Source organism: Bacillus sp. AFS031507 (assembly GCF_002584635.1).
GTDB lineage: Bacteria > Bacillota > Bacilli > Bacillales > Cytobacillaceae > Neobacillus.
The window spans coordinates 1-23799 of the sequence record NZ_NUOW01000017.1; the positions used below are offsets into that span (position 1 = coordinate 1).

At 39.7% G+C, this 23799-nt stretch carries 24 protein-coding genes; all 24 read right to left on the reverse strand.

Annotated features, from left to right (window positions below):
• Positions 1-276: 276 nt before the first annotated feature.
• Entirely contained in the window at positions 277-1761 is a 1485-nt protein-coding gene (gene lysS, locus COE25_RS17645) for a lysine--tRNA ligase (RefSeq protein ID WP_098933539.1), read from the reverse strand.
• A gap of 190 nt (positions 1762-1951) precedes the next feature.
• Complete coding sequence (dusB, locus tag COE25_RS17650) at positions 1952-2953, reverse strand: tRNA dihydrouridine synthase DusB (RefSeq protein WP_088084952.1); 1002 nt, start codon at positions 2951-2953, stop codon at positions 1952-1954.
• Between the two features lie 27 nt (positions 2954-2980).
• On the reverse strand, positions 2981-3187 hold the full coding sequence (locus COE25_RS17655; RefSeq protein WP_088084951.1) for a helix-turn-helix domain-containing protein: 207 nt from the start codon (positions 3185-3187) through the stop codon (positions 2981-2983).
• Positions 3139-3666, reverse strand: a complete 528-nt coding sequence (gene folK, locus COE25_RS17660) for a 2-amino-4-hydroxy-6-hydroxymethyldihydropteridine diphosphokinase (RefSeq protein WP_098933540.1) — start codon at positions 3664-3666, stop codon at positions 3139-3141. Before folK ends, COE25_RS17655 begins: the two co-directional genes overlap by 49 nt.
• Before the next feature lie 2 nt (positions 3667-3668).
• Complete coding sequence (gene folB / locus COE25_RS17665) at positions 3669-4028, reverse strand: dihydroneopterin aldolase (protein WP_098933541.1); 360 nt, start codon at positions 4026-4028, stop codon at positions 3669-3671.
• On the reverse strand, positions 4021-4863 hold the full coding sequence (folP, locus tag COE25_RS17670) for a dihydropteroate synthase (RefSeq protein ID WP_098933542.1): 843 nt from the start codon (positions 4861-4863) through the stop codon (positions 4021-4023). The genes folB and folP overlap by 8 nt, the downstream gene beginning before the upstream one ends.
• 149 nt (positions 4864-5012) lie before the next feature.
• On the reverse strand, positions 5013-5942 hold the full coding sequence (gene cysK, locus COE25_RS17675) for a cysteine synthase A (protein WP_098933543.1): 930 nt from the start codon (positions 5940-5942) through the stop codon (positions 5013-5015).
• Positions 5943-6089: 147 nt separating this feature from the next.
• Entirely contained in the window at positions 6090-6983 is an 894-nt protein-coding gene (locus COE25_RS17680; protein WP_098933544.1) for a peptidyl-prolyl cis-trans isomerase, read from the reverse strand.
• Between the two features lie 33 nt (positions 6984-7016).
• Positions 7017-7895, reverse strand: a complete 879-nt coding sequence (gene hslO, locus COE25_RS17685; protein WP_098933545.1) for an Hsp33 family molecular chaperone HslO — start codon at positions 7893-7895, stop codon at positions 7017-7019.
• A gap of 14 nt (positions 7896-7909) precedes the next feature.
• Positions 7910-8695 carry a type III pantothenate kinase gene (locus tag COE25_RS17690; protein ID WP_098933546.1) on the reverse strand — a complete coding sequence of 262 codons (786 nt, stop codon included), beginning with the start codon at positions 8693-8695 and terminating at the stop codon, positions 7910-7912.
• Positions 8696-8805: 110 nt separating this feature from the next.
• Positions 8806-10746 carry an ATP-dependent zinc metalloprotease FtsH gene (gene ftsH / locus COE25_RS17695; protein ID WP_098933547.1) on the reverse strand — a complete coding sequence of 647 codons (1941 nt, stop codon included), beginning with the start codon at positions 10744-10746 and terminating at the stop codon, positions 8806-8808.
• A gap of 125 nt (positions 10747-10871) precedes the next feature.
• Positions 10872-11417 carry a hypoxanthine phosphoribosyltransferase gene (gene hpt / locus COE25_RS17700; protein WP_088084942.1) on the reverse strand — a complete coding sequence of 182 codons (546 nt, stop codon included), beginning with the start codon at positions 11415-11417 and terminating at the stop codon, positions 10872-10874.
• 25 nt (positions 11418-11442) lie between these two features.
• The gene (gene tilS, locus COE25_RS17705) at positions 11443-12828 is read right to left on the reverse strand and encodes a tRNA lysidine(34) synthetase TilS (RefSeq protein ID WP_098933548.1); all 1386 of its coding nucleotides are present in this window, start codon (positions 12826-12828) and stop codon (positions 11443-11445) included.
• Positions 12829-13027: 199 nt separating this feature from the next.
• Positions 13028-14041: a serine/threonine protein kinase gene (locus tag COE25_RS17710; RefSeq protein ID WP_098933549.1), complete on the reverse strand. Its 1014-nt coding sequence runs from the start codon at positions 14039-14041 to the stop codon at positions 13028-13030.
• Entirely contained in the window at positions 14010-14747 is a 738-nt protein-coding gene (locus tag COE25_RS17715) for a vWA domain-containing protein (protein ID WP_088084939.1), read from the reverse strand. The genes COE25_RS17710 and COE25_RS17715 overlap by 32 nt, the downstream gene beginning before the upstream one ends.
• A gap of 94 nt (positions 14748-14841) precedes the next feature.
• Positions 14842-17316, reverse strand: coding sequence for a stage II sporulation protein E (gene spoIIE, locus COE25_RS17720; protein ID WP_088084938.1), 2475 nt, complete (start codon positions 17314-17316; stop codon positions 14842-14844).
• Positions 17317-17615: 299 nt separating this feature from the next.
• On the reverse strand, positions 17616-18053 hold the full coding sequence (locus tag COE25_RS17725) for a S1 domain-containing RNA-binding protein (RefSeq protein ID WP_088084937.1): 438 nt from the start codon (positions 18051-18053) through the stop codon (positions 17616-17618).
• A 94-nt stretch (positions 18054-18147) separates the two neighbouring features.
• A complete protein-coding gene (locus COE25_RS17730) occupies positions 18148-18531 on the reverse strand; it encodes an FtsB family cell division protein (RefSeq protein ID WP_088084936.1) in 384 nt (127 codons plus the stop codon).
• A 13-nt stretch (positions 18532-18544) separates the two neighbouring features.
• Positions 18545-19177: a spore cortex biosynthesis protein YabQ gene (yabQ, locus tag COE25_RS17735; RefSeq protein WP_088084935.1), complete on the reverse strand. Its 633-nt coding sequence runs from the start codon at positions 19175-19177 to the stop codon at positions 18545-18547.
• Positions 19174-19476, reverse strand: coding sequence for a sporulation protein YabP (yabP, locus tag COE25_RS17740; RefSeq protein ID WP_088084934.1), 303 nt, complete (start codon positions 19474-19476; stop codon positions 19174-19176). The genes yabQ and yabP overlap by 4 nt, the downstream gene beginning before the upstream one ends.
• A 76-nt stretch (positions 19477-19552) precedes the next feature.
• Positions 19553-19828 carry an RNA-binding S4 domain-containing protein gene (locus tag COE25_RS17745; protein WP_088084933.1) on the reverse strand — a complete coding sequence of 92 codons (276 nt, stop codon included), beginning with the start codon at positions 19826-19828 and terminating at the stop codon, positions 19553-19555.
• A gap of 18 nt (positions 19829-19846) precedes the next feature.
• Complete coding sequence (yabN, locus tag COE25_RS17750) at positions 19847-21313, reverse strand: bifunctional methyltransferase/pyrophosphohydrolase YabN (protein ID WP_098933550.1); 1467 nt, start codon at positions 21311-21313, stop codon at positions 19847-19849.
• A gap of 2 nt (positions 21314-21315) precedes the next feature.
• Complete coding sequence (locus COE25_RS17755) at positions 21316-22926, reverse strand: putative polysaccharide biosynthesis protein (protein WP_098933551.1); 1611 nt, start codon at positions 22924-22926, stop codon at positions 21316-21318.
• 162 nt (positions 22927-23088) lie between these two features.
• Positions 23089-23625: a stage V sporulation protein T gene (gene spoVT, locus COE25_RS17760; RefSeq protein WP_088084930.1), complete on the reverse strand. Its 537-nt coding sequence runs from the start codon at positions 23623-23625 to the stop codon at positions 23089-23091.
• Between the last annotated feature and the right edge of the window lie 174 nt (positions 23626-23799).

Below are 23799 nucleotides of genomic sequence, written 5' to 3' on the forward strand. Positions count from 1 at the left end.
GTTTGTTTAGTTTTCAAAGATCAATTTTCTCTATCGCCTAAAAGCGACTTTATAATCTTATCAAGTTATCAATGTAAAGTCAATAACTTTTTTTATTTCTTTTTTCTTGCCATCACTGTCTCGCAGCAACAGATATTAATATACCACCATTAAAGACCTACTGCAATAGTATTTATTATTTTTTTATATAAAATTACAAAGTAAAACTATTCTAACTCTTCACGGCTAAAAGCAATAAAAAAAGTGCCAGTTCAGCAAAGGCACTTTTTAAAGATATTACTTATGACGCATTAATGGGAATAACAGTACGTCGCGAATAGATGGTGAATTAGTCAGCAGCATAACTATGCGGTCTATCCCAATTCCTAATCCTCCAGTAGGCGGCATACCATACTCCAGCGCTTCAACGAAGTCATCATCCATCATATGGGCTTCATCATTCCCTTGTTCGCGTTCCTTTAATTGCGCTTCGAATCGTTCTCTTTGATCAATCGGATCATTAAGCTCTGTAAACGCGTTGGCATGCTCGCGCGCTACAATAAATAATTCAAAACGATCTGTAAATCTTGGATCCTCATCATTTTTCTTCGCAAGCGGAGAAATTTCTACTGGATGGCCGTAAATAAAAGTAGGCTGGATTAACTTTTCTTCTACTTTTTGCTCAAAGAATTCATTTACTATGTGACCATAAAGCATGTTGTTATTAATTTCGACACCATGTTCTTTAGCAAGTTCACGAGCCTCTTCCACACTCATCTCTTTCCAGAAATCTGCACCCGTGTATTCTTTGATGGCATCAACCATGTGAAGTCTTTTCCATTCCGGTTTAAGGTCTACTTCATATTCCCCATATTGAATTGTAGTAGAACCAACTACTTCTTGAGCAATGTGGGCGATTAAATTCTCAGTAAGACTCATGATATCACGATAATCTGCGTAGGCTTCGTAAAGTTCAATCATTGTGAATTCTGGGTTATGACGGGTAGAGACCCCTTCATTACGGAATACACGGCCAATTTCATAAACCTTTTCCAGACCGCCGACAATTAACCGTTTTAAGTGAAGCTCAATGGCAATCCTCATAAACAACGGCATATCGAGAGCATTATGATGCGTAATGAACGGACGTGCGGACGCACCCCCAGCGATAGAATGCATCATAGGTGTTTCAACTTCTAAATAACCATGGTCATCTAAATAACGACGCATCGATTGAATAATGCGGCTTCTCGCAATAAATGTCGCCTTACTTTCCTGGCTCATGATTAAATCTAAATAACGCTGGCGGTAACGCTGTTCCACATCTTTAAGCCCATGGAACTTATCAGGCAGCGGACGCAATGCCTTTGTTAAGAACACAAAGTTTACTACCTTTACCGATAGCTCGCCCACTTTTGTTTTAAATAATGTTCCAGTTACCCCAATAATATCCCCTAGGTCAGCTGTATCAAATAGTTTGTAATTCTCTTCACCAATAGCATCCTGACGAACATATACTTGAATTTGACCTGTTAAATCTTGAACATGCGCAAAACCTGCTTTACCTTTTCCACGCTTCGTCATAATTCGGCCTGCTAAAGAAACGAAAATGTTTTTTGCTTCGATGTCTTCTTTTTCTAATTCTCCATATTGCTCGATCAATTCATTTGTATTGTGTGAACGGTCAAAACGCTTACCAAATGGATCAAGACCATTTTCGCGCATCGTGTTCATTTTTTCACGTCTGACCCTTAATTGGTCATTTAAATCTTCCTGACTCATAAAATCCACTCCAATAATCATTTATTATGTAAAATGCTTTTATTAATCCATCCATTTTTCTACATACTTTATTATTTTACACAAACTTATACTTTCAGACATCAAAAAAGATCTTAATAAAATAAAAACTGCCAGTTATTTCACTGGCAGCATCCAATTAGTATCGAAAAAGACACTTTAAGTGACAAATTTACCCTACGATCAACTGACTTTGTTCTTGTTCCTCAACTTCTAACACTAAGTCGTTTAATACTGTCACTAAGTGATCTCTTGTTTCACACTCATTAATGGCATTACGAACTTTAGCGTTGCCGCGGACCCCTTTTAAATACCAAGCAGCATGCTTGCGCATTTCGCGAACCGCAATATTTTCATTTTTCAGAGCGATTAAACGGTCAAGATGAAGAATACATACATCAATCTTTTCTCTAACAGTTGGTTGAGGCATTAATATACCAGTTTCTAAATATTGTACGGTACGATAAATCATCCATGGATCTCCTAAGGCAGCTCTTCCAATCATGACTCCGTCCACACCAGTTTCCTCGAGCATTCGTTTTGCATCCTGTGGTGTCTGGACGTCCCCATTCCCAATTAACGGAATGTTAAGGTTTTGCTTTACTTCACGGATGATATCCCAGTTAGCTTTTCCTTCATACATTTGAACACGCGTTCGGCCATGAAGCGACACAGCCTTTCCTCCTGCGCGTTCTACTGCTTGGGCATTTTTCACAGCGAAAATATGCTGTTCATCCCAGCCCATCCGCATTTTCACGGTAACAGGCTTTTCCACTTCCGCAACTACCGCAGAAACCATCTCGTAGATCTTATTTGGATCAAGAAGCCACTTTGCTCCCGCATCACATTTAGTGATTTTTGGAACAGGGCAGCCCATATTAATATCGATAATATCAGCATTGGTATTCTTATCAACAAATTTGGCTGCTTCGACAAGTGTTTCCCTTACGCCTCCAAAAATTTGCAAACTAAGCGGTTTTTCACGCTCATCGATGTAAAGCATATTCATTGTTTTTTCGTTTTTATAAACGATACCTTTATCGCTTACCATCTCTGCACAAACTAAACCAGCACCGAACTCTTTCACCGTTAGACGGAATGCAGAATTACATACCCCAGCCATTGGAGCTAAAACCACTGGATTCTTCATTTCAATATCGCCAATTTTCAACATGAAGCCACCCCCTATTCTTTGATGAACTTATTCCTTAGGCGTTAAATCATCAATACTTACTTTTAATGAATGCGCAATTCTCTCAAGCAGGTCAACTGCAGGCAGGCGATTTCCTCTTTCAATCTCTCCTAAAATCGATACAGATACACCTAGTTCCTTCGAAAAGCCTTCTTGTGTAAAGCCCTTTAGCTTCCGATAGGCACGAATCCGTCTTCCCCATTTTTCCGCTTCCATATTCGGACTCCTTCTTTATCAGGTAATTCTTCTAACGATGATTCAAGCAATTTATTTATCTTTAAAAATGGACTGTCGTGAATTATCTCTAAAAGTGGAATAATTACAAAAGCCCGTTCTAACATCCTCGGATGTGGAACTATGAGCTTCTCGCTTTCAATATTTTCTTGGTTAAAGGTAAGAATGTCAAGGTCTATTGTTCGCGGACCCCACTTTATTTCCCTTTTTCTCCCAAGTTCCAATTCGATTTTTAAGCATAAATCCAGCAATTCCATTGGACTTAATGCCGTCTGAATCTCAATTACCATATTCAAAAATAAATCTTGGTCTTCATAGCCAACCGGATCTGTTTCGTAAATTGAGGAGTAATTTACCAAATGAAGATCAGAATAGCTTGTTAATTTTTTGATTGCACTCGTTAAATTATCATATCGGTTTCCTAGATTCGAGCCAAGGGAAATAAACGCTGTGTTTTCCACTTTTATCTTCTCCTTGTAATTTCTACTGCAACAGACCTGTAATGGCCTGCAATCGGCGGATTTGGCTTAATCACGGTTACTGTAACCTCGGATACAAGTGGAAACCCCATCAGGACGTTTGAAGCAATGCTTTCTGCAACAGCTTCGACTAACTTATACGGCTGCCCCTCGATTATTTCCTTACATACTTGGTATAACTCAGCATAATTTACTGAGTGCTCCAGTTCATCTGTTTCGCCTGCTTTTTTTAAATCAAGGGAAACGGTTAAATCAACCTCAAATCGCTGTCCCAGCCGAGTCTCTTCCGGGAAAACACCATGGTAGCCGTAAAACTCCATTCGATTGACATAAATTTTATCCAATCAGTTCACCCTTTCCCATTAAGGCATCCATCATTTTTGCCATCCTGCTCATTTCCTTGACATCGTGAACACGTATTATGTGGCAGCCCTTTTGGATTCCATAACAAATCGTTGCTCCTGTACCTTCCATTCTTTCGTGAACTGGAAGATCTAATGCCTGTCCAATCATTGTTTTTCTGGATGTCCCTAATAATACTGGATAGCCTAGTTTAACAAATGTATCTAAATTCTGCATAGTTAGCAGATTTTCTTGATAATCCCTCGCAAAACCGATACCAGGGTCGAGAATAATATTTTCATCCGTTACACCTGCATTTTTGACAATCGTTATACTTTCATAAAGATCATTAATGACATCTCTCATGAAAACCTTATAGTTTCGGTCATGACGATTATGCATAAGCACGATTGGAACACCGTAGTCTGCAGCAACTTGACCCATTTTTTCATCGGCTTTTGCCCCCCATACATCATTGATTATATGGGCTCCTGCTTCAATCGCCTGCTTTGCCACTTCTGCCTTATACGTATCAATCGAGATTGGTACATCGACATGCTTAGCGATTGCCTCAATTACCGGCATTACCCGTTTGAGTTCTTCCTCGAGGGGAACCACTGCAAAGCCAGGCCGTGTCGATTCACCGCCAATATCAATGATATCAGCCCCATTTACGACCATTTCTTTTGCTCGTTCAACAGCCATTTCAACATGATTGAATTTGCCGCCATCTGAAAAGGAATCTGGAGTTGCATTTAAAATGCCCATAATAATGGTTTTTTTACTACTATCCAAGGTATATGGTCCACATTTGATTTGTTCTTGAGTTGCTCTCATACCTAATCCTCCTATACAGGCTTTTTTCACTCTTTTTATCATACATGAAATCTTAATTAGTTTACAAAAAAAAGAAGCATCGGTAAGCCGACGCCTCTCTTTAATTGTCTAGTTGCAACGCCGCTAAACAGGCGTTGCCACTTTACTATTTATTCAGCATCATACTGATAAAGCGCTGTACTTAAATAACGTTCACCGTTATCAGGAATAATTGCTAGAACCTTTTTACCTTTTCCAAGTTTCTTCGCAACTTCTAATGCAGCGTGGATTGCTGCTCCTGAAGAAATACCACCAAGAATTCCTTCTTCTCTAGCTGCACGTCTTGATGCAGCAAAAGCATCTTCCGTTCCAACTTGAATCACTTCATCATAAATATCAGTATTTAAGGTTTCTGGAATAAATCCTGCTCCAAGACCTTGAAGCTTATGCGGGCCAGGTGATCCGCCAGAAAGAACAGGTGAATCTGTTGGTTCAATAGCAACGATTTTTATTTCAGGGAATTTTTCACGAAGAACACTTCCTGCTCCAGAGATCGTTCCTCCAGTTCCGATTCCTGAAACAAATCCATCTAATTGATCCATTTGTGCAACGATTTCTTTACCTGTTGTTCTTCTATGAACTTCAGGATTCGCTTGGTTCTTAAATTGCTGGGGTAAGAAATAACCATGTTCCTGTACTAATTCTTCTGCCTTAGCAATAGCACCCTTCATACCAGCTGGACCAGGTGTTAACACAAGTTCCGCACCGTAAGCACGAAGTAGATTCCGTCTTTCCAAACTCATCGTTTCAGGCATAACAAAAACGGCCTTGTAACCTTTTGCTGCAGCAATCATAGCTAGTCCAATTCCAGTATTTCCACTTGTAGGCTCAATAATGGTATCGACACCAGGTTTAATTAAACCTTGTTCTTCTGCTGCTTCAATCATAGCTAAAGCGATACGATCCTTTACACTGCTTCCAGGATTAAAATATTCAAGTTTCAAATAAACCTCTGCACTATTTTCATCTACTAATCTGTTTAATTTAACGATAGGCGTTTGACCGACTAAATCGGCAACTGAATTTGCAACACGAACCATTTAGAGCACCCCTATTCCGAGTAATTTGATTGGATTTATATAATTAAATTTACCAGTTTTATACTTAGTTTGTCAATCGTTTTGTTCGCTATATTTACAATATTTCAAATTTGGAAATGAAAAAACACAGAAATAACATCTGTGTTTTTAGTTTCCTTCTTTACCGTAAAACCAATCCACCTTAGCATCATCCCAAAAAGTAGAAGCAGTAGCTGGCGATTTCATTTGTTCTAGAGCAATTTGGCGACGAATTTGCTCTTTTACATCTTTAAAGGAATATTTCTTTCCATTTATTTTTCCTTCTAGCTTAATGATTGCATAACCCTGGTCTACCTTAATCGGCATACTGTAGGCGCCTTTCTTTAATTCCTTAGCTATTTGGATATATTGGACCGGATACCGTTCATCTTCCTCACTAAGGTATCCTATATCTCCGCCTTCATTAGCTGAAAATTCATCAATCGACCGTTCCATCGCTAATGTCGAAAAGTTCGAACCTTGTGCCAATTCTTGTAAAGCCTGGTCTGCTTCTTCCTCTGTACTCACAACGATATGTGATAAATGAAAGGCAGGCGGCACATGAAAAAGCTCTTTATTTTTTTCATAATAGTTACTTAATTCATCGGTTGAAACCTCGACATCTTTTGTTAAAAGTTCCTCTAAAAGGAGGTTGCTTCGGATTTGTTCCTTCCACTTCTCTTCATTCTTCACGGTTTGTTTACTCAAAGAATTATAGGTAGCTTGCAGCATTCTATATTCACGCTCAACATCTTGATTGGTTATTTTAATTTTATATTTTGCTGCCATTTCCTCTATGACCTTTTGATCGACCATTTCTTTTAAAACATCTTTTCCATATCTGGCTTCTAGTTCATTCAGCCATTCTTGTCTTAGGATGGTTTTTTTTCCGACTGTTGCAACTGCCTCTTCATTCATTACTGCTCCGCCTGCCAGATTTGCCTTTGATAGAAAAAAGGCGATTGTTAGGCAATTAACCATGATCAGGGCCGCAATAACCATCCAAAGTTGCTTCCTCCCCAACGTCTCTCCCCCAATCAGAAAAGCGTAAGCACCTTACTTTGCATCCTTTTTCAGTTCTTCCAATTCATCGCTCGAAAAGAGGTACTTTTCATTACAAAAGTGACAATGAGCCTCAGCCTGTCCATCTTCTTCAATCATGGCATGGATCTCTGCTGCCCCTAAGCCAACAATCGCATTAGCAAAGCGTTCTTTAGAGCAATTACATTCAAAGCCCACTGGCATCGTTTCTAAGACCTTTACTTGCTCTTTGCCAAAAAGCTCTTCGAGGATCTGTTCTGGTGTTAAACCTCGTTCAATTAATTTGGAAATGGGCTCAATGGTTTTTAATCTTTCTTCAAGATTTGAAATGATGGGCTCCGGTGTCCCAGGCATTAATTGAAAAATAAACCCGCCTGCTGCCAATATGCTATCATCGGGATTTACTAAAACACCAACACCAACCGAAGAGGGAGTCTGCTCAGATGTCGCAAAGTAATACGTAAAGTCTTCTCCTAATTCACCCGATACCAATGGAACCTGTCCAGAGAAAAAATCACGAAGCCCTACATCCTTGACAACCGCGAGCGTCCCTTCGGTACCCACCGCACGGCGGACATCAAGCTTGCCATTTTCAGTTGATTCAAAATCAACTTCTGGGTTGGTTACATACCCCCGCACTTCCCCTTTGGCATTGCTATCCACAACAATCGGGCCAATCGGGCCGCCGCCGTTGATCTTAATTGTTAATTTATCCTCACCCTTAAGCATAGCCCCCATCATTACCCCTGCGGTCATCGTACGGCCGAGTGCAGCTGATGCTGTCCGCCAGGTTTGATGGCGTCTTTGCGCCTCACTTACCGTTTCTGTTGTACGAACGGCATACGCTCGAATATTGCCATCATAGGCAAGTGCTTTTACAAGATAATCCTTCATATGTTAACCCCCTTCTAGCTGTTATTCCTTAGGATATCCACGTTTCTCTTATAGATAAGCTGTAGGCCTTTTAAAGTTAAAAATGGATCGACTATATCAATAATGGTTGATTCTTGGGCAATTAAATTAGCTAGTCCGCCTGTCGCAATGACCGTTGGCTTCTTCTCGCTTTGCTCCATCATCCTCTTTACGATGCCCTCTACCTGTCCCACATACCCGTAGACAATACCAGCCTGCATCGCCGCCACGGTATTTTTGCCGATTACCGCTTCAGGGCGGGCTATTTCAATTCTCGGCAATTTTGAAGCTCTCGAATAAAGGGCCTCTGTTGAAATACCCACTCCCGGGGCAATCGCACCACCCATATATTGGCGTTCCTCATTCACATAACAATAAGTTGTTGCGGTTCCAAAATCGACAATAATCAAAGGACTGCCATATTCGTGGATAGCGGCAACAGCATTAACGATTCGGTCCGCCCCAACTTCTCTTGGATTTTCATATTTAATATTTAAACCCGTTTTAATCCCTGGTCCAACAACAAGCGGCTTCACATGAAAATACTTTTGACACATTCTTTCCAGCGCAAACATAATTGGTGGAACGACAGAGGAAATAATAATGCCATCAATATCTGAAAAAGAGAGGCCAGCATGATCAAACAATGCTTTAATGTTCATTCCAAACTCATCTTCCGTACGATTTCTATTTGTTTCTACACGCCAATGATATTTAAGTTCCTCACGATCATAAACACCCAGTACAATATTGGTATTCCCTACATCAAATACGAAAATCACATCTATCACTCACTTTTCAGATTATTCACTTCTATACTGAAAACATAATAACATAAATATGTTTTTTGATAAAAAAAAAGAGCGCTTCAATGAAGCACTCTTTGGATGATTTATTTATTATCTGTTTCATTAGGAGGGTTAAGCGGCTCAACCTCTTCCTTTTTCGTATTGATATTAACCTTCACGTCTTCTACCTTTTTCGGACCGATTTTAACGGCTTCTAAAGCGACATTAGGTTCTGGCATATGGCCATGATCAACCAAATATTTAATCTGTTCAGCCACAAGCGTTTCAACTTCAAGTAATGTCTTCGCAATTAGATCAAGCTTATCGCGATTTTCTGTCAGAATTACTCTTGCTCGTTCATAACATTCTTTAATAATTCTTTGAACTTCTAAATCGATTTCATATGCAATTGCATCGGAATAATTTTGCTCATTATGAATGTCACGGCCTAAGAAAACCTGGCCGCCTGAACCTTGACCAAACTGAAGCGGTCCAAGCTTTTCACTCATACCGTATTCGGTTACCATCTTACGAGCAATTCCTGTAGCGCGTTGGAAATCGTTGTGGGCTCCAGTACTTACTTCACCAAAGACAATCTCTTCCGCTACACGCCCACCGAGTAAGCCAACAATTTTATCAAGCAACTCAGGCTTCGTCATAAAGTAACGATCTTCTCTAGGAAGCATGACAGCATATCCGCCTGCTTGCCCACGAGGAACGATGGTAACTTTGTGTACCATGTCGGCTTCATCTAGCACCAAACCAATCACCGTATGGCCGCCCTCATGGAATGCAACGATATTACGTTCCTTTTGGGAAATAACCCTGCTCTTTTTAGCTGGCCCAGCAATTACTCGGTCGGTCGCTTCATCAATATCTTCCATATCGATTTTCTTCTTACTGCTTCGGGCTGCAACTAATGCCGCCTCATTCAACAAGTTCTCTAAGTCAGCACCTGAAAAGCCCGGTGTACGCATCGCAATATTCTTTAAGTTTACAGATTCATCTAACGGTTTATTACGTGCATGTACCTTAAGTACTGCTTCACGTCCAATCACATCCGGACGGTCCACGGTAATTTGTCGGTCGAAACGACCAGGACGTAAAAGAGCTGGATCCAAAATATCGGCACGGTTTGTAGCAGCAATAATGATAATTCCTTCATTAGCCCCAAAACCATCCATTTCAACGAGCAATTGGTTCAAGGTTTGCTCACGTTCATCATGTCCGCCGCCTAGTCCTGCGCCACGTTGACGTCCAACTGCATCAATTTCATCAATAAAAATTATACAAGGTGCATTTTTCTTGGCATTTTCAAATAAATCACGAACACGGGAAGCTCCGACCCCGACAAACATTTCAACGAAATCTGAACCGCTTATCGAGAAAAACGGAACGCCTGCTTCTCCTGCAGTTGCTCTAGCAAGCAATGTTTTACCAGTACCTGGAGGGCCCACTAGAAGCACTCCTTTTGGAATACGGGCACCCAGTTCGGCATATTTCCGCGGATCCTTTAAGAATTCCACTACTTCAACCAATTCTGCTTTTTCTTCATCCGCACCAGCTACATCTCTAAATCGAACCTTTTTCTTATCATCATTATAAAGCTTCGCCTTAGATTTACCAAAGTTCATCACACGGCTGCCGCCGCCTTGGGCTTGGTTTAATAAGAAGAAAAATAAAATAAAGATAATCACAAACGGAATAATCGATGTAAAGAAAGTCACCCATCCGCTTGTTTCCTTGGCAGGCATTACTTCCACTTTAGAATCAGCTTTATCAATTCGCTCAAGAATCTTTTCGCTGTTTGGAATATAGGTTATGAATTTTTTGCTTTTCGCTTCTAACTCACCACGAACTTCATAAACGCCTCGTTCAGGCTGCATTGAAAATGATTTCACTTCGCCATTTTCTAATTGCGTTACAAACTTATCATATGAAATATGATCCGTTTGTTCATTGCTTCCATTAAAGAAACTTACCACGCCAATAATGACTAAAAATATCAATAAATAAAAGATGGTATTACGGAAAATCCGATTCATCTCTTACCTCCTCCCACGATAGGCAAACTATACTAAATGGTATCATAGAAAATCTTACTAATTCAAGGAATTACTCTCATGCTTAAAGCTTTATATGTTGCTTTAGGAATGAGCGGATAAGTATCTTAAAGATTATTGCTGTATACTTCAGGTTTTAAGACACCGATATATGGAAGGTTTCGATATTTTTCAATATAATCCAAGCCATATCCAACAACAAATTCATCTGGCACAATAAAACCAACATAATCAGCTTTAATTGCACTTTTTCTACCTGTTGGTTTATCGAGCAGTGTTACAATCTTGATCGATTTTGCTTTCCGATATTTAAATAGGTCAACCAAATAACTAAGTGTTAGACCGCTATCGATAATATCCTCGATAATTAGAATGTCTCTGCCTTCTACAGATGTATCTAGGTCCTTGAGGATTTTTACTTCTCCGGAAGAAACAAGCCCAGTTCCGTAGCTGGAAACATCCATAAAGTCCATTTCAAGGTAGCAATCCATCCGTTTTAATAAATCAGCCATAAACGGCATTGCCCCTTTTAGAACACCTATGGCAAGCGGAAATCGATCCTGATACTCTTCCGTTAATTGTCCAGCTAACTCCCGGATTTTAATTTGAATCTCTTCTTCTGATACTAAGACCTTTTCAATATCCTGTTTCATTCTAAATGTGCCCCCTAGAAGATCGTTACTTTTGATATTTGAATAGTATATATTGTTTAACTGAGTAATCTATGCCTTCAAGAGAAGATTTTTTTAAACCTGGAAGCCAGATAATAGAACCTTCTTTGTCGGTGAGTACAGGCCACATATTTCGATCATGAACTGGTACTTTCTGATCAATAAATATGGATTTTAACTTTTTCGATCCTTGCATTCCCTTAATTGTCATCCGATCACCCAATTTCCTTGAACGAATGATAATCGGCCACTGAATACTGCTTGTATGAAACAAGGCAGTGTATGGATTTGTCGCTGGAATGTCCCCCTCCATATATTTGCTGCTAATTTCCCCGCCATTTGGCAATAAAATCGTTCCAGGCTCTGTCATTTCAAAATGATAGGACCCAACCTCGATCGGTTGAAATTGGAAGGAAAGGGAATGATAGGAACGGGAAACTTTTAAACCATTGGGCAAATCAAGTTGACCTGATGGATGGGGATGATTAATTATGAAAAATACTTGATCGATATGTACGGCAGATAATGAAGCTGGTATTTCTTTGTAAAGATAGTTTAATATTAGTTGAATCCCTCGCCTTTGTAAAGGTATAGGCACTTCAAGAAAGTGTTTAATGTCAATGCGGATTTCACTTTCTTCCTTTTTTGTCATAACTGTATTCATTCGTTGGACAGTTAACTCCAGAAGAAAGGTTTCATCACTTTTTAATTCTTCGCTGAACCGTTGAAAATGTTCATGCACATGTGGATTTTCCTTTTTTAAAAAAGGGACAACTTCTTTTCGAAAGCGATTTCTACTATAGATCCCTTTCTCGTTACTCGGATCTATTCGTGGGCTTAGCTTATGATTTAGGCAATATTCCTGAATATCAGCCCTTTCCAATCCTAAAAATGGACGAAAAATGATTCCCTGTTCAAATGGCCTCGAAAAAGGAATACCCGCTCGAGCCAGTCCCGCACTGCCTCTCGTAAATCTCATTAGCATGGTTTCGATTTGATCATCACCATGATGTGCAAGGGCTAAAAATCGATACTGATACTTTTCCATAATCTTAGAAAAAAACTCATACCTTACATCTCTTGCGGCGATTTGCGAACTTTTTCCTGTGCTTTCGATAATTTCTGGCACATTGACGCGAGTCATCTCAAACGGAAGATTATTCTGTTCACAAAATGCTTTGACGAACATAGCATCCTCATAGGACTCCTGACCACGAAACATATGGTCTACATGGGCTACAACAAGGGTCATATTTTGTTTCTCTTGTTCCGCAAGCAAAAAGTGAAGCAGTGCTAGCGAATCCGGGCCTCCCGAAACACCAATGACAATCTTTTTGGATTCTAATCTGAATCCCTGGTGATTAAGAAAGGCCTTGACCTTAGTTTCCAACATATGATTGCACTCTTTCTTAAAACAAAGTTTAAAGCATTAAAACGTTTAGAATAACATTAGTCTACCACTTTTACGAATAAACTATCAAAGCATTGGCATTACAAAATGCTTAGAAATTTTTCTTAGTTATCCGCTTACAGAACTACGTATTAAATAACCTTTCTTCTTATACGAATGACCTTGGGAATAGTTTCAACAATTACAGCAATTTATTAAATGTGTACCAGCCATATAAAAGACCTAACACGATCGCTATTAACCAAAATTCCATCCAGCCACTCTTTTTTTTCTTTTTCCGATAGTGCTGCCTTGTTACAGGCTGGTTCCCTTTTGAATCTGGCCGGGGCGGCTGTTTTTGGGAAGGTTTGGTCGGACCAATGGGCTTTAAGGGCGGATCGGGCATTTTTTTATCTACCATAAGATCTACTAAGTCTGCTCTCATTTGTTTAGCGCTGCTATAATGGCCTTGAAGTGCTTTTAGGATGACCTTTTCCCACGCTAGCAGTTCTGGCTTCTGTCGGATCGCATCTCTTAATTGCGATATTCCTCCACTGGTTTTCGTTAATCTTTTTGGATAGGCGGTATTAATCATAATCATTGCCACTGCAAAAAGGTCATAGGAAGGCTCAGCTTTCCTAGACCCCAGTCCCCAATAACCACGGTCATAGAACTCCGTGAATTCCTTAATCGCTCTTCCTTGAATGGTCGTGCCGCCAACATCAATGCATCTTATTTTTGGAGGAGGACCTGTGACGATTAAATTTTCTGGCTTTAGGTCACCGAATACCCAGCCATGTTCATGAAGCTTGTCTAAATCATTTAAAAGCTGCAAAAATAACACACTTGTCCAGGATTTCCCCTTTTGTTGTAAAAAAGATAAAAAGTCTGGTCCTTGGATATATTCCATCACGTAAAAGGAAATGCGTCCGTTATTACTCTGCCAATCATCGACATCAAGCAAAGAAGGTCCAAGGGTTGGGGGTCCCTGGACCTTTGCTAAGGATTTTAAAACATTTACCTCAGAAGTGATTGACATACCATTATCACTCATTTTTAAAGCGACTTGAGTGCTATTATGCTCAGCAAGGTAGACCACCCCGTTTGCTCCAAATCCAAGTTCCTTTATAATTTTATACTTTTTTAAATGCCATTTCCCTGAAATGATTGTCCCTTGGCTTACCTTACATTGACTCTTCAAAGTATGATTCATCATCACGTGAAAGCAGGCTCCTTAGGGATTGTTTTTCTTCGAAAGAGGATAACGCTGTCCGTAACGCGGGTCCTGTCGGTGTTATTCCTCCAGTGGACAACTGGGAGAATACACTTGTCAGAGTTTGCAGTTTAGGTGTCCAATCCAGCAATTTTTCGACATCTTTCTTTTTCCCGGGAAATACATAAACCGAAAATTGATTATCTCCAGTTCGAGCGTTCAAGCTTAGAGAGAGGTCAAGCAGGGCTTCTTTAACTGTCGGAAGTTTGTGTTTCATACTTGCGCTTGTATCGACAAGAATCAACACTTCTAATTCGACAGTTTCTCCTAATTCATCGACAACCTCCATCACTTCCCCGCGTTTTTCAGGCGGGAGGTCTTCCATTGTTTGCGAGCGTCCCAAAATTTGTTGCAATTCACGGTTAACCACACCTTGAATAGTTTGATTCATCGCCTTACGGGTTACCATTTGCACCGTTTGTGAGAGCTGCTGGGCATAGACAATCTGACTGACTCCCCCTCCTGACATCGCAATCCCATCAATTTCAGTCATTCCTTTTTCATCAATGGTATCCTGCTCCATCACACCGATGACATTGACGGTGATTCCTTGTTCTCTCGCTAGTGCAGCCATGGCAATTGGATCGTCCCCTTGATTGGAACATCCATCGGTAATAAGTAAAATTTGGCGAATTTTCCCTGTATACATAACCTTCTCCCTTCACAACATGTATTGGTACCATTTTCGACGGGATCTAAATGATTTATACATATTTTAATGAGAGACGGTGTAAAATACTCTATTAGGCCTGCCGTTTCAATTTGGGAACAGGAATGGATGCCCATTTTGGCGTATTATGTTTTATTTTCGCTACGGTCACGGTCATATCATCATGGATGATTTCAGATCTCGATCGAATGACTTCCTCGAGAATTAAATCAGCTACCTCCTGCGGATTATCTGTCTCTAATCCTTGTAATTTTCTTTTCATCCATAAATCATAATTTTCTACATGCAAGGGACCTTCAAACACCCCATCGCTCATCATAATTAGTAAATCTCCAGCTTTTAGTTGTTCACTGACCACATCCACTTCAAATTCTTGAATCATTCCTATTGGCAGATTGCTTGCCTGAATTTTAATAATCTTACTCCCTCTTTTAATAAAGCTTGGTGTGGATCCAATCTTAAGGAACTTGGCTGAAGCATTTTGCAGATCAATCATCGCTAAATCTAATGTAGAAAAAATTTCATCCTGCGTCCGGAGCGAGAGGATCGAGTTAACAGATTTAATCGCAACCTTCTCCTCGATTCCTGATTGGAGGATTTTTTGTAATAGGAGCAGTGTTTCTTTACTCTCGTAATGGGCTCTCTCGCCATTTCCCATTCCATCACTAATGGCGATCGCATATTTTCCTAATCCGAGTTCAATCGTCGAATAGCTGTCTCCCGATACAAGACCCCCATCCTTGGCAGCATGGGCGATTCCTGTTTCTACAGTAAACGCCTTTGATGATCTGAATGTCACGCGGCAAAAGTCATTCGGAATGGTTGCACATTCTTCCTTATTAACGACAATGGTTTCACCGAGAATATCTGATAACATCGGCGCTATTAACTTGTCACATTCACCATGGCCATCGCAAAATGGCAAAGACATCTCAATATCGACATTTCCTTGCTCGAGGCTATAGATTTCCACCTGTTCAATATGGATTCCGAACGATTGCATGGCCTCCATAATTTGTTCTTCCTGCTTGTGGTGGTTTTCTCTTTCCCGTTGGATCTCTTTCGCGAAATTATCCATCACTTCGGACACACCTAATAATTGATCCGCAACAAGTCTGCGGCTTTCCTGAACCTGCTTTTTCAACTTTTGATTGGCTTGAAAAAACGTTAATTCTTGCCCAATCGATTCGTACACTCTTTTTGATCGTGTACAAATCTTTTCCCATTCGCGCGATAGTTTAGTAGAAACATTCCCGTCGTTTTGATCCATTTCATGAATAATTTCTTCCATATAGGCATAGGTTGTATTAAAATTGTTCGCCCAGCATTGATCCTTCTTAAAGCATGTTTGGCAGGTTTTTTCAGTTACGTTACTCATAAAGTAATCCATTTCACGTTCACTTTGCTCTTCTTTTGGCTGGATCTCCATTTGTGAAAAGCTTTTGGACAAGGCATGGAAGACATTAGAGAATTGTGAAACCCGCTGTGCCGTAACATCGCGCATCTTACGCATATATTTTTGCTGCTCTGCTGTGTACTCCGGTGTACCAGGGATATACTTGGCTAACCGAGAAGTTAATACCTGAGGTGTTAAGAGGAATAAGAAGATGGCCGCAGCTGACTCTAATACAGTAAGCAGAATGGACCCTCCGCCTTCCCCATACATGCCAATTAGGAGCGTAGCGATAAATAATCCAATTGAAACACCTATTTTTTTACCCTCCTTCATCAAGCCTCCCAAGACACCTGAAAAAGCAAGTAAACTCATATGGTAAAAACTAGACACGCTAGCAAGACTAAAAATTAACCCAGTGACGACTCCCACTGTCGAACCGACTGTTGCACCAGCAATAAAAGAAAACACTAATACTAGGTATCTCGACATAATATGCTCCACCGATAGGTCATAAACCTTCCAGCCAATTGTCCCCGTCATAATCGAAGCGAGCATAATGATTAGACAAACGATTTCTTCCGTTTTTAACAATTGTCTCCGTTTATTAAAGGTTAGCAATGGGATACTTTGTAAAAAAATTAACGTCAAAATAAAAGCAAGACTTGTTTGAACTCCGACCATCATTAAATCATATAGTGTCAATTGCTGTGAAAGTATAAACGCTTCAGCCAGTTTCCCCAGCCCAAGCACAATACCGACAATAAAAGGTGTCGATTTCATTTCATTCCTTAACCATTTCTTACATATTCGGAAAACTACCATGTAGCTGAGTGTAACTACGAAGGTAAATGCCGCATTTGTAAGCGAAATGGTCACTGCACCGATAATCAATCCGATCAAGGCAAGCGGTGCCCGATCTCGTTTAATTAAATAAACAGAGGCAAAAAAGGGAAGGCAAAATGGAGTCAACTTTGCCAAAATCAAGGCCCGTCCCAGCAAAAAACCCACCAATAATAACAGATACCCCTTTTTTATGAAAAAGGACTCTAGCATTAGTTGAATTTTTTTCAATCCACTCTGCATAGCCCATTTGGATGAATGAAGATTAACTTCTCTGACTGGTTCTATGAAACTAGCATTTGTCTTTTCCATAAATCACACTCCCTATTCTTTCATTGTTCAGATAATTATAAAATTAATAGTCAGAAAAGTTTGTCAAATTAGTGAACAAGCAAAAAGAATCGTTCGACGCTTTTCACTATTATCATTCAAATAATAGTAATTTGTGTCGTTGGGTGTCATCATTGGGTGTCAGGCACCATGTGAAGAATTCACATGGTGCCTGACACTTTTTTATTGGAAAACAAAAAAAGACAGGCCATTTAGACCTGTCTTAGATTTATAGATATTGAGTAAGGCCACTCTTATTCTGATAAAAGTTAACAGCAAGTTTACCCCCGCTTAGCTCCTCTTCCTCCACGCTTGGACTCCGTGTGCCGTTTTAAGGAAGATAAACGATCTTCACTATCTTTTAAAAATTTTGCCATTTTGGTTTCAAAATTTTCCGGCTTAGCATTATTGCGATCGTTGTTTCTACCCTGACGAGGACGTTGTGATTGTGAGTTTGAATGGGACCTTTGCTGCGTCTCTGGTCGATCCTTCGCTTTTTTAATCGACAGTCCAATTTTCCCATCCTTCTCAACATTGAGGACTTTTACCTCAACTTGGTCGCCAACCTTTAAATGATCATTAATATCTTTCACATAGTTGTCCGCAACCTCGCTGATGTGTACGAGTCCTGTTGAGCCACCCGGCAGCTCCACAAACGCTCCAAAATTAGTAATTCCTGTTACCTTCCCCTGTAACTTGCTGCCTACTTCAATTGACATAGAAAGAATGTTCCTCCTTAAAAGTATAAAAAATCAATCTACTCTATATTATACAAAAAGAAAAAAATCAGTGTCAATATGGCTACAAATTGGTTCATTTCCCCTTTTTTTCATCAGGGATCGTAAAAATAATTTCATTTTTCTCAGAGAAGAAATATTCTTTTCTAGCTAACTTTGCAATATAATCATCATCATTTAATTTAATAATATTTTCATTGAGAATATCCTGCTGATTCTTTAAGTCTGTTAATTGGTGATTAAGTTCCTTCTTTTGAGCAATCTTTGCCTTGAGTTTAGCAGTTTGGGAAATGGTGCTGGAAATCATTAAATAAGAGAGAATACTGGCCAAAACCAAAAACATCGACAGCCGCCTTGCTAATAATTTCTTTTTCCTAGCTGAGGCAATTTCTGCATACTCCTGCTGTTTAACATATGTTGTCTGGATCTTTGACACACTTTTCTTTTGTTCTGCTCCCATATCCCTCACCGCCTTACTCTTTTGGTTTTTTCCATCTATTAATCAGCTTACTTATATAATTCCTGATTTTGTGAAAATTTCCTGCCGTTTTATTATATAACTTCTCGACGGAATTTTTAAGACTTTTCGGCAAAAGTTTCCAAAAAATTAACATAATTTTTTGTAACGGCACAAAAATAATCTTTAGTATAAATAGTAAAACCTTACCCATAAATCTAACAAGGGTTAAAAGCCCCCTGCCAATTGAAATGATAATGATAATAATTAGCTGAATAAGACCCAAGATTGGTTTATAAATCAGGAGATGGAAAGCTTTTTTTATAAAGCGGCTGACAGCTATCGTTGTTTTAATCGATACCTCCAGCAAGTGAAGGTAAATCCCTTTAAATAAACTCTGGTAGGCGGCAAATCCACAAATAAGTGCGAGGAAGATATAAAATCTTAATTCCCCATTATTCACTAAAAATAACGTGTAAAATATGATCACAGCTTGGATCATCCAAAATAATAAATCATTAAAGAATACAATCCACTGCTTTCTTTTCGGCCGATTTAAAAACCGCTGATAGGTATCGAACATGGCGCCGAATAACGACCCCATTCCTATCATTGAAAGCAACGTAATAAATTGAGTCGAGAGGGTCATCGGAATAACTTACTAAAGAACCCTTTAGCTTTCTCCCCGTGCTGTTCGTCAAGGTAAACTAAATCAAAAATTTTCCCCTTAATCGAAACAATCCCCTTTTCTACATCGAGATTTTTCATTTGCAAATTCTGTCCTTTGATTGCTAAAAATCCCATCGATGTTTCTAATAAAAATTCTTCATTATCAAAACTCTCCACTTGTTTGACACCGGTAATCTCAAGAAGTTTTCTGCCTCTCATGATGACGTCATGGTCTGGAACACTGCTCTTTGTTGGATTAGTATCATAATACTGGCTCATTAACATCCCTCACAATCATTTGTACAACCTTTTTGATACAATTTATGTGAAGGATTTGAAAATTAGAACTCGGTTACTACATTGGGAATTCTGTGGAGCCAATTCTTTCTTCATTGATGATCGTATACATCTCTGCTGCTTCCTCTTTGCGGGTGGTATCCTGGATCCGGTCAATCCTTGCGGTAACTTTTCTTTGCCCCAGTCGGATTGTTAATTCATCCCCGACTTTAACCGTTGAAGAAGCCTTGGCCTCCTTCCCATTAATTTCGATTCTCCCTTGGTCAGACACCTCTTTTGCTAAGGTCCTTCTTTTGATTAATCGCGATACTTTTAAAAACTTATCTAGACGCATGGATGATCTCCCCTTCTTCTAAAGTCCTAATAACTTAGCTTCGTCCCAGTATTGGTCGAGTTGTTCCAGTGCATGTTCTTCAAATGTCCTGCCACTGTCCTTTACTTTTTCCTCGACAAATCGAAAACGGCGTGTAAACTTTTCATTCGTTTCAAACAATGCTTCTTCTGGATGAATCTTCAAGAATCTGGCAACATTGACAAACGCAAATAGTAAATCGCCAAATTCCCCTTTAGCCCGTGCCATGCCTTCGTCTGTTCCGTCTAATTCATTCACAAATTCTTCGAGTTCTTCTTTCACTTTCTCCAGCGCAGGTGTGATTTCCTGCCAATCAAAGCCAACCTTTGCCGCTTTCTTTTGCAATTCATACGCTCTTAACAAATTCGGCAGGGCCATTGACACGCCTTCAAGTAAAGAAGAAGGCACTTCACCTTTTTCCTGCTTCTTAATTTCCTGCCAGTTTCTTACCACCTCTTCGGCATTATCCGCCTGACCATTTCCAAACACATGGGGATGGCGGCGAATCATTTTCGCTGATAATCCTTCAATAATGTCATCAATCGAAAAATAACCATCATCTTCACCGATTTGGGCATGGAGCATGACCTGCAGCAGTACATCGCCCAGTTCTTCAATTAAATGGTCAATATCTTCATGGTTAATTGCGTCAATTACTTCGTAGGTTTCTTCTATTAAATATTTTTTTAAGGATTCATGGGTTTGCTCTCTATCCCACGGGCAGCCAGTTGGACTCCTAAGTTCAGCAATAATTTCCCTTAACTTTGAAAAATTCTTCAATAGGATTTGTTCCTCTTTGACTGGCGGAATATAAACGGACGTCAGATTGTTAATCGATACATTTCGGTCCAATTCAAACAATGGAACTTTTTCGATTATTTCTTGACTGCTCCCTGCCGCTGTAACGATATAAACCTGATAATCATCTGGTAATTTTTCCATTAAGGTTAATTTAACGTTAGAGGCAACAAATTGGTCATATACTTGGCTCACAATCATATGTTGGTCAATTTGCAGTTGTGCTGCGTTGAGTGATGTCCCATCAAGTAACTGAAACCCTTCAATCGGGTCAATCTTTAACGAGGTAAATAAGGCATCAATAAAACTTTGTCCTCCGCCAATGCTTATTTCAATATCCCTTGTTGGTCCATACGCCAAAAGAAGCTGCACAGCCCGCTCTGCTACTAGTGGATGTCCTGGGACAGCATAAACAATCGTCTCGCTTTCTGCCTTTTGCAACAGCGTCTCGACAATTTCTTCATATACTTCCTCGAATTGATCGTGTTTTTCATAGATTGAATCAAATGAAGTATACCTTAATCCTTCTTTCTCCAACTCAGAGACCACCGGATGTTCCTTCGTCCGCAAAAATAACGAGTTTGCTTTAAGTAACTTCTTATATACACCAACAGGAAGTTGTTCCAAATCTCCTGCACCTAAACCTAGAATTTCAATCCTTCTTACCATTGTTAATTCCTATCCTTTCGGGCCAATAATTTTATTAATGTACTTCCAAATGGAAATAGCGCCAATTCTTCCTCACGAAAGATTTTGCCTCTAATAATAATCAATAAAAAGAGGAAACCACCAACGATTACCGCGCTTAACGATTGAAAGACAGCTTCGATTCGACCATAATTATCCAAGCCGAACATATATAAATAAACCTTTAAAAAGAGGACCATCGATGCGGTGGCCATTATGATCGTTCTCCAAAAGTGAAGGGAGAATAGTGAAACCCGAACGACCTTTTTAAATTGAATGAATAGCAGTGCTGTGACCATTCCCAGCGAAATAAGTGATGAAATGGCAGCACCCATTGTTCCATATAAGGGTACCAAATAAACATTTAGGATATATTTTAACGGAAATATACATGCAACTGCGATGGCTGGAAATAGCAGCACACCCATGCCCTGCATAATGGCGATTATCGTCGCAGTAAGCGACGTAAACAAGATCACAAAACTCAATACCCCTAACACCGCTGAACCAGCTTCATTTTCAAACAGCATTGTGTTAGTCGGTTTAATGATTGCCCATAGACCTGAAGAGGCACCCAAACCGAAAATGATACTCACTTTAAGAGCTACTTGAATTTTGTGTTGTAAAAATTCAGGTTTGGCAGCCAACCGCTCTCTTGTGATTAAGGGAACAAGGGTTAAAGACATGGAGGTGGCAGCAATGGTTCCTAACTGAATTAATGGCTGTCCACGGTCAAATATCCCCTTAAGGCTTTTAGCCACGTCTCTATCAATCCCGCTTCCGACAAGCAGGGAGTAGAGATTCAAAGCATCGGCTAATTGGATAAATATCATGAGCATCCCGCTAATACAAATCGTGAGACCCTGATAGACAAGGGCCTTAAAGATCTTTTTTGCATCGTTTGCATATCTTTGAAACATTCCTTGCCTTGGTGCTACTACCTTCCATTCTTTACGTATCCATAAAAACATAAACAAGATAATTCCTGAGATCATACTGCCGGTAATCGAACCAAACATGGCCCCACCGCCGACAAGATAAAGGGAATAACCCTTTTCTATAAAAAGAGAGGCCAAAAAGAGAATCGTCAATACTCGTGTGGTTTGTTCCCCCACCTGTGATAGTGCCGTGGGGACCATGTTCCCAATCCCTTGGTAATAGCCTCTCAGAGTCGACATCATTGGAAACATTAGAAACACAATCGAGACTACCCTTAATAGAATCGAGAGATGGGGGTCATTCATCCAAACAGCGATTGCTTCAGCACCAAAGTAAAGAATAAGGAAACAGATAAAACCAAATAATTGCAAATAAATAAATGATACAAAAAGAAGCAAGCGTGATTTTTCGTCATCACCTTTTTGTTTCTGCTCCGCATAGAGCTTTGAAATGACGACTGGAAAGCCAGTCGTCGAAAGGACGATGGCCATCCCATAAAACGGATATACTTGCTGATATATGTAAAAGCCAACATCTCCGACAATGTTTTGAAAAGGAATTCGATAAAAGGCACTTAAAATTTTTGTAATAAGGGCCGCAAGCATTAGGATAAAGGCTCCTCTAAACAGAGCCTTTGATTGATTCACAGACTTCATTTATTCACCTACTAAGAAAAGCGCAAGCGCCCGTTTAGCGCTGGAGCTAGACAAAATATACAAACTCGAAGGTTATTATATCATGGGAAGAGTCCTTTTAAACTAAATAAAAAAGACAGCAATGGCTGTCTTTTTAAAATTTGTTAAATAGGATTAGTTCTTTTATGACTCCATTTGTCGAGCTAAGAAACCAGCTGCTGTTTCAACAGCCTTCTGCTCCACTTCGCCAAGAGTTCCTTCTTTAGAAAAAATGATGACTGCCCCGATTGGATCACCATTTGCAATAATAGGGCCGATCGTATATGAAGTTATTGCTTCTTCATTTCCATCCACTAAGGCGATGTCACCCTTTTGAGTAAACAGCACTGAATTTCGTTCTTCCATTGTTTTTTCAACTACATCACTAATATTTTTATTTAAGTATTCTTTCTTGGAACCGCCTGCCATTGCAATAACGGTATCTCTATCACAAATTAATACAGGGTTTCCGAGGCTATCGAAAAGTGCTTCAGCATATTCTTTGGCAAAATCACCCAATTCACTTATAGGTGAATACTTTTTTAAGATGACTTCTCCGTCTCGATCAACGAAAATCTCTAACGGATCCCCTTCGCGGATACGCAAAGTTCTACGTATTTCTTTAGGAATGACAACACGACCCAAATCATCGATTCGACGAACTATTCCAGTTGCTTTCATCCAATGTTGCCTCACTTTCATCTGATGATTATTCAACTTGGCGATGACGGTTTTTCCTTTTATTGTAATCATCACCAACTTTGAACTTAGTATCTTTCATCTGGAAAGTTCTATACATAAACGTTATAATTTTTCAAATATATAACAATTATCCCAAATTGGATAAAGCAGGAT

Bases quoted from the DNA above. Each gene is read 5' to 3' on its own strand.
- lysS (WP_098933539.1), bottom strand. From the start codon at position 1,761: ATGAGTCAGGAAGATTTAAATGACCAATTAAGGGTCAGACGTGAAAAA.
- dusB (WP_088084952.1), bottom strand. From the start codon at position 2,953: ATGTTGAAAATTGGCGATATTGAAATGAAGAATCCAGTGGTTTTAGCT.
- COE25_RS17655 (WP_088084951.1), bottom strand. From the start codon at position 3,187: ATGGAAGCGGAAAAATGGGGAAGACGGATTCGTGCCTATCGGAAGCTA.
- folP (WP_098933542.1), bottom strand. From the start codon at position 4,863: ATGAGAGCAACTCAAGAACAAATCAAATGTGGACCATATACCTTGGAT.
- cysK (WP_098933543.1), bottom strand. From the start codon at position 5,942: ATGGTTCGTGTTGCAAATTCAGTTGCCGATTTAGTCGGTCAAACGCCT.
- hslO (WP_098933545.1), bottom strand. From the start codon at position 7,895: ATGAAGGATTATCTTGTAAAAGCACTTGCCTATGATGGCAATATTCGA.
- ftsH (WP_098933547.1), bottom strand. From the start codon at position 10,746: ATGAATCGGATTTTCCGTAATACCATCTTTTATTTATTGATATTTTTA.
- hpt (WP_088084942.1), bottom strand. From the start codon at position 11,417: ATGAAACAGGATATTGAAAAGGTCTTAGTATCAGAAGAAGAGATTCAA.
- tilS (WP_098933548.1), bottom strand. From the start codon at position 12,828: ATGTTGGAAACTAAGGTCAAGGCCTTTCTTAATCACCAGGGATTCAGA.
- COE25_RS17710 (WP_098933549.1), bottom strand. From the start codon at position 14,041: ATGATGAATCATACTTTGAAGAGTCAATGTAAGGTAAGCCAAGGGACA.
- COE25_RS17715 (WP_088084939.1), bottom strand. From the start codon at position 14,747: ATGTATACAGGGAAAATTCGCCAAATTTTACTTATTACCGATGGATGT.
- spoIIE (WP_088084938.1), bottom strand. From the start codon at position 17,316: ATGGAAAAGACAAATGCTAGTTTCATAGAACCAGTCAGAGAAGTTAAT.
- COE25_RS17725 (WP_088084937.1), bottom strand. From the start codon at position 18,053: ATGTCAATTGAAGTAGGCAGCAAGTTACAGGGGAAGGTAACAGGAATT.
- COE25_RS17730 (WP_088084936.1), bottom strand. From the start codon at position 18,531: ATGGGAGCAGAACAAAAGAAAAGTGTGTCAAAGATCCAGACAACATAT.
- yabQ (WP_088084935.1), bottom strand. From the start codon at position 19,177: ATGACCCTCTCGACTCAATTTATTACGTTGCTTTCAATGATAGGAATG.
- yabP (WP_088084934.1), bottom strand. From the start codon at position 19,476: ATGAGCCAGTATTATGATACTAATCCAACAAAGAGCAGTGTTCCAGAC.
- COE25_RS17745 (WP_088084933.1), bottom strand. From the start codon at position 19,828: ATGCGTCTAGATAAGTTTTTAAAAGTATCGCGATTAATCAAAAGAAGG.
- yabN (WP_098933550.1), bottom strand. From the start codon at position 21,313: ATGGTAAGAAGGATTGAAATTCTAGGTTTAGGTGCAGGAGATTTGGAA.
- COE25_RS17755 (WP_098933551.1), bottom strand. From the start codon at position 22,926: ATGAAGTCTGTGAATCAATCAAAGGCTCTGTTTAGAGGAGCCTTTATC.
- spoVT (WP_088084930.1), bottom strand. From the start codon at position 23,625: ATGAAAGCAACTGGAATAGTTCGTCGAATCGATGATTTGGGTCGTGTT.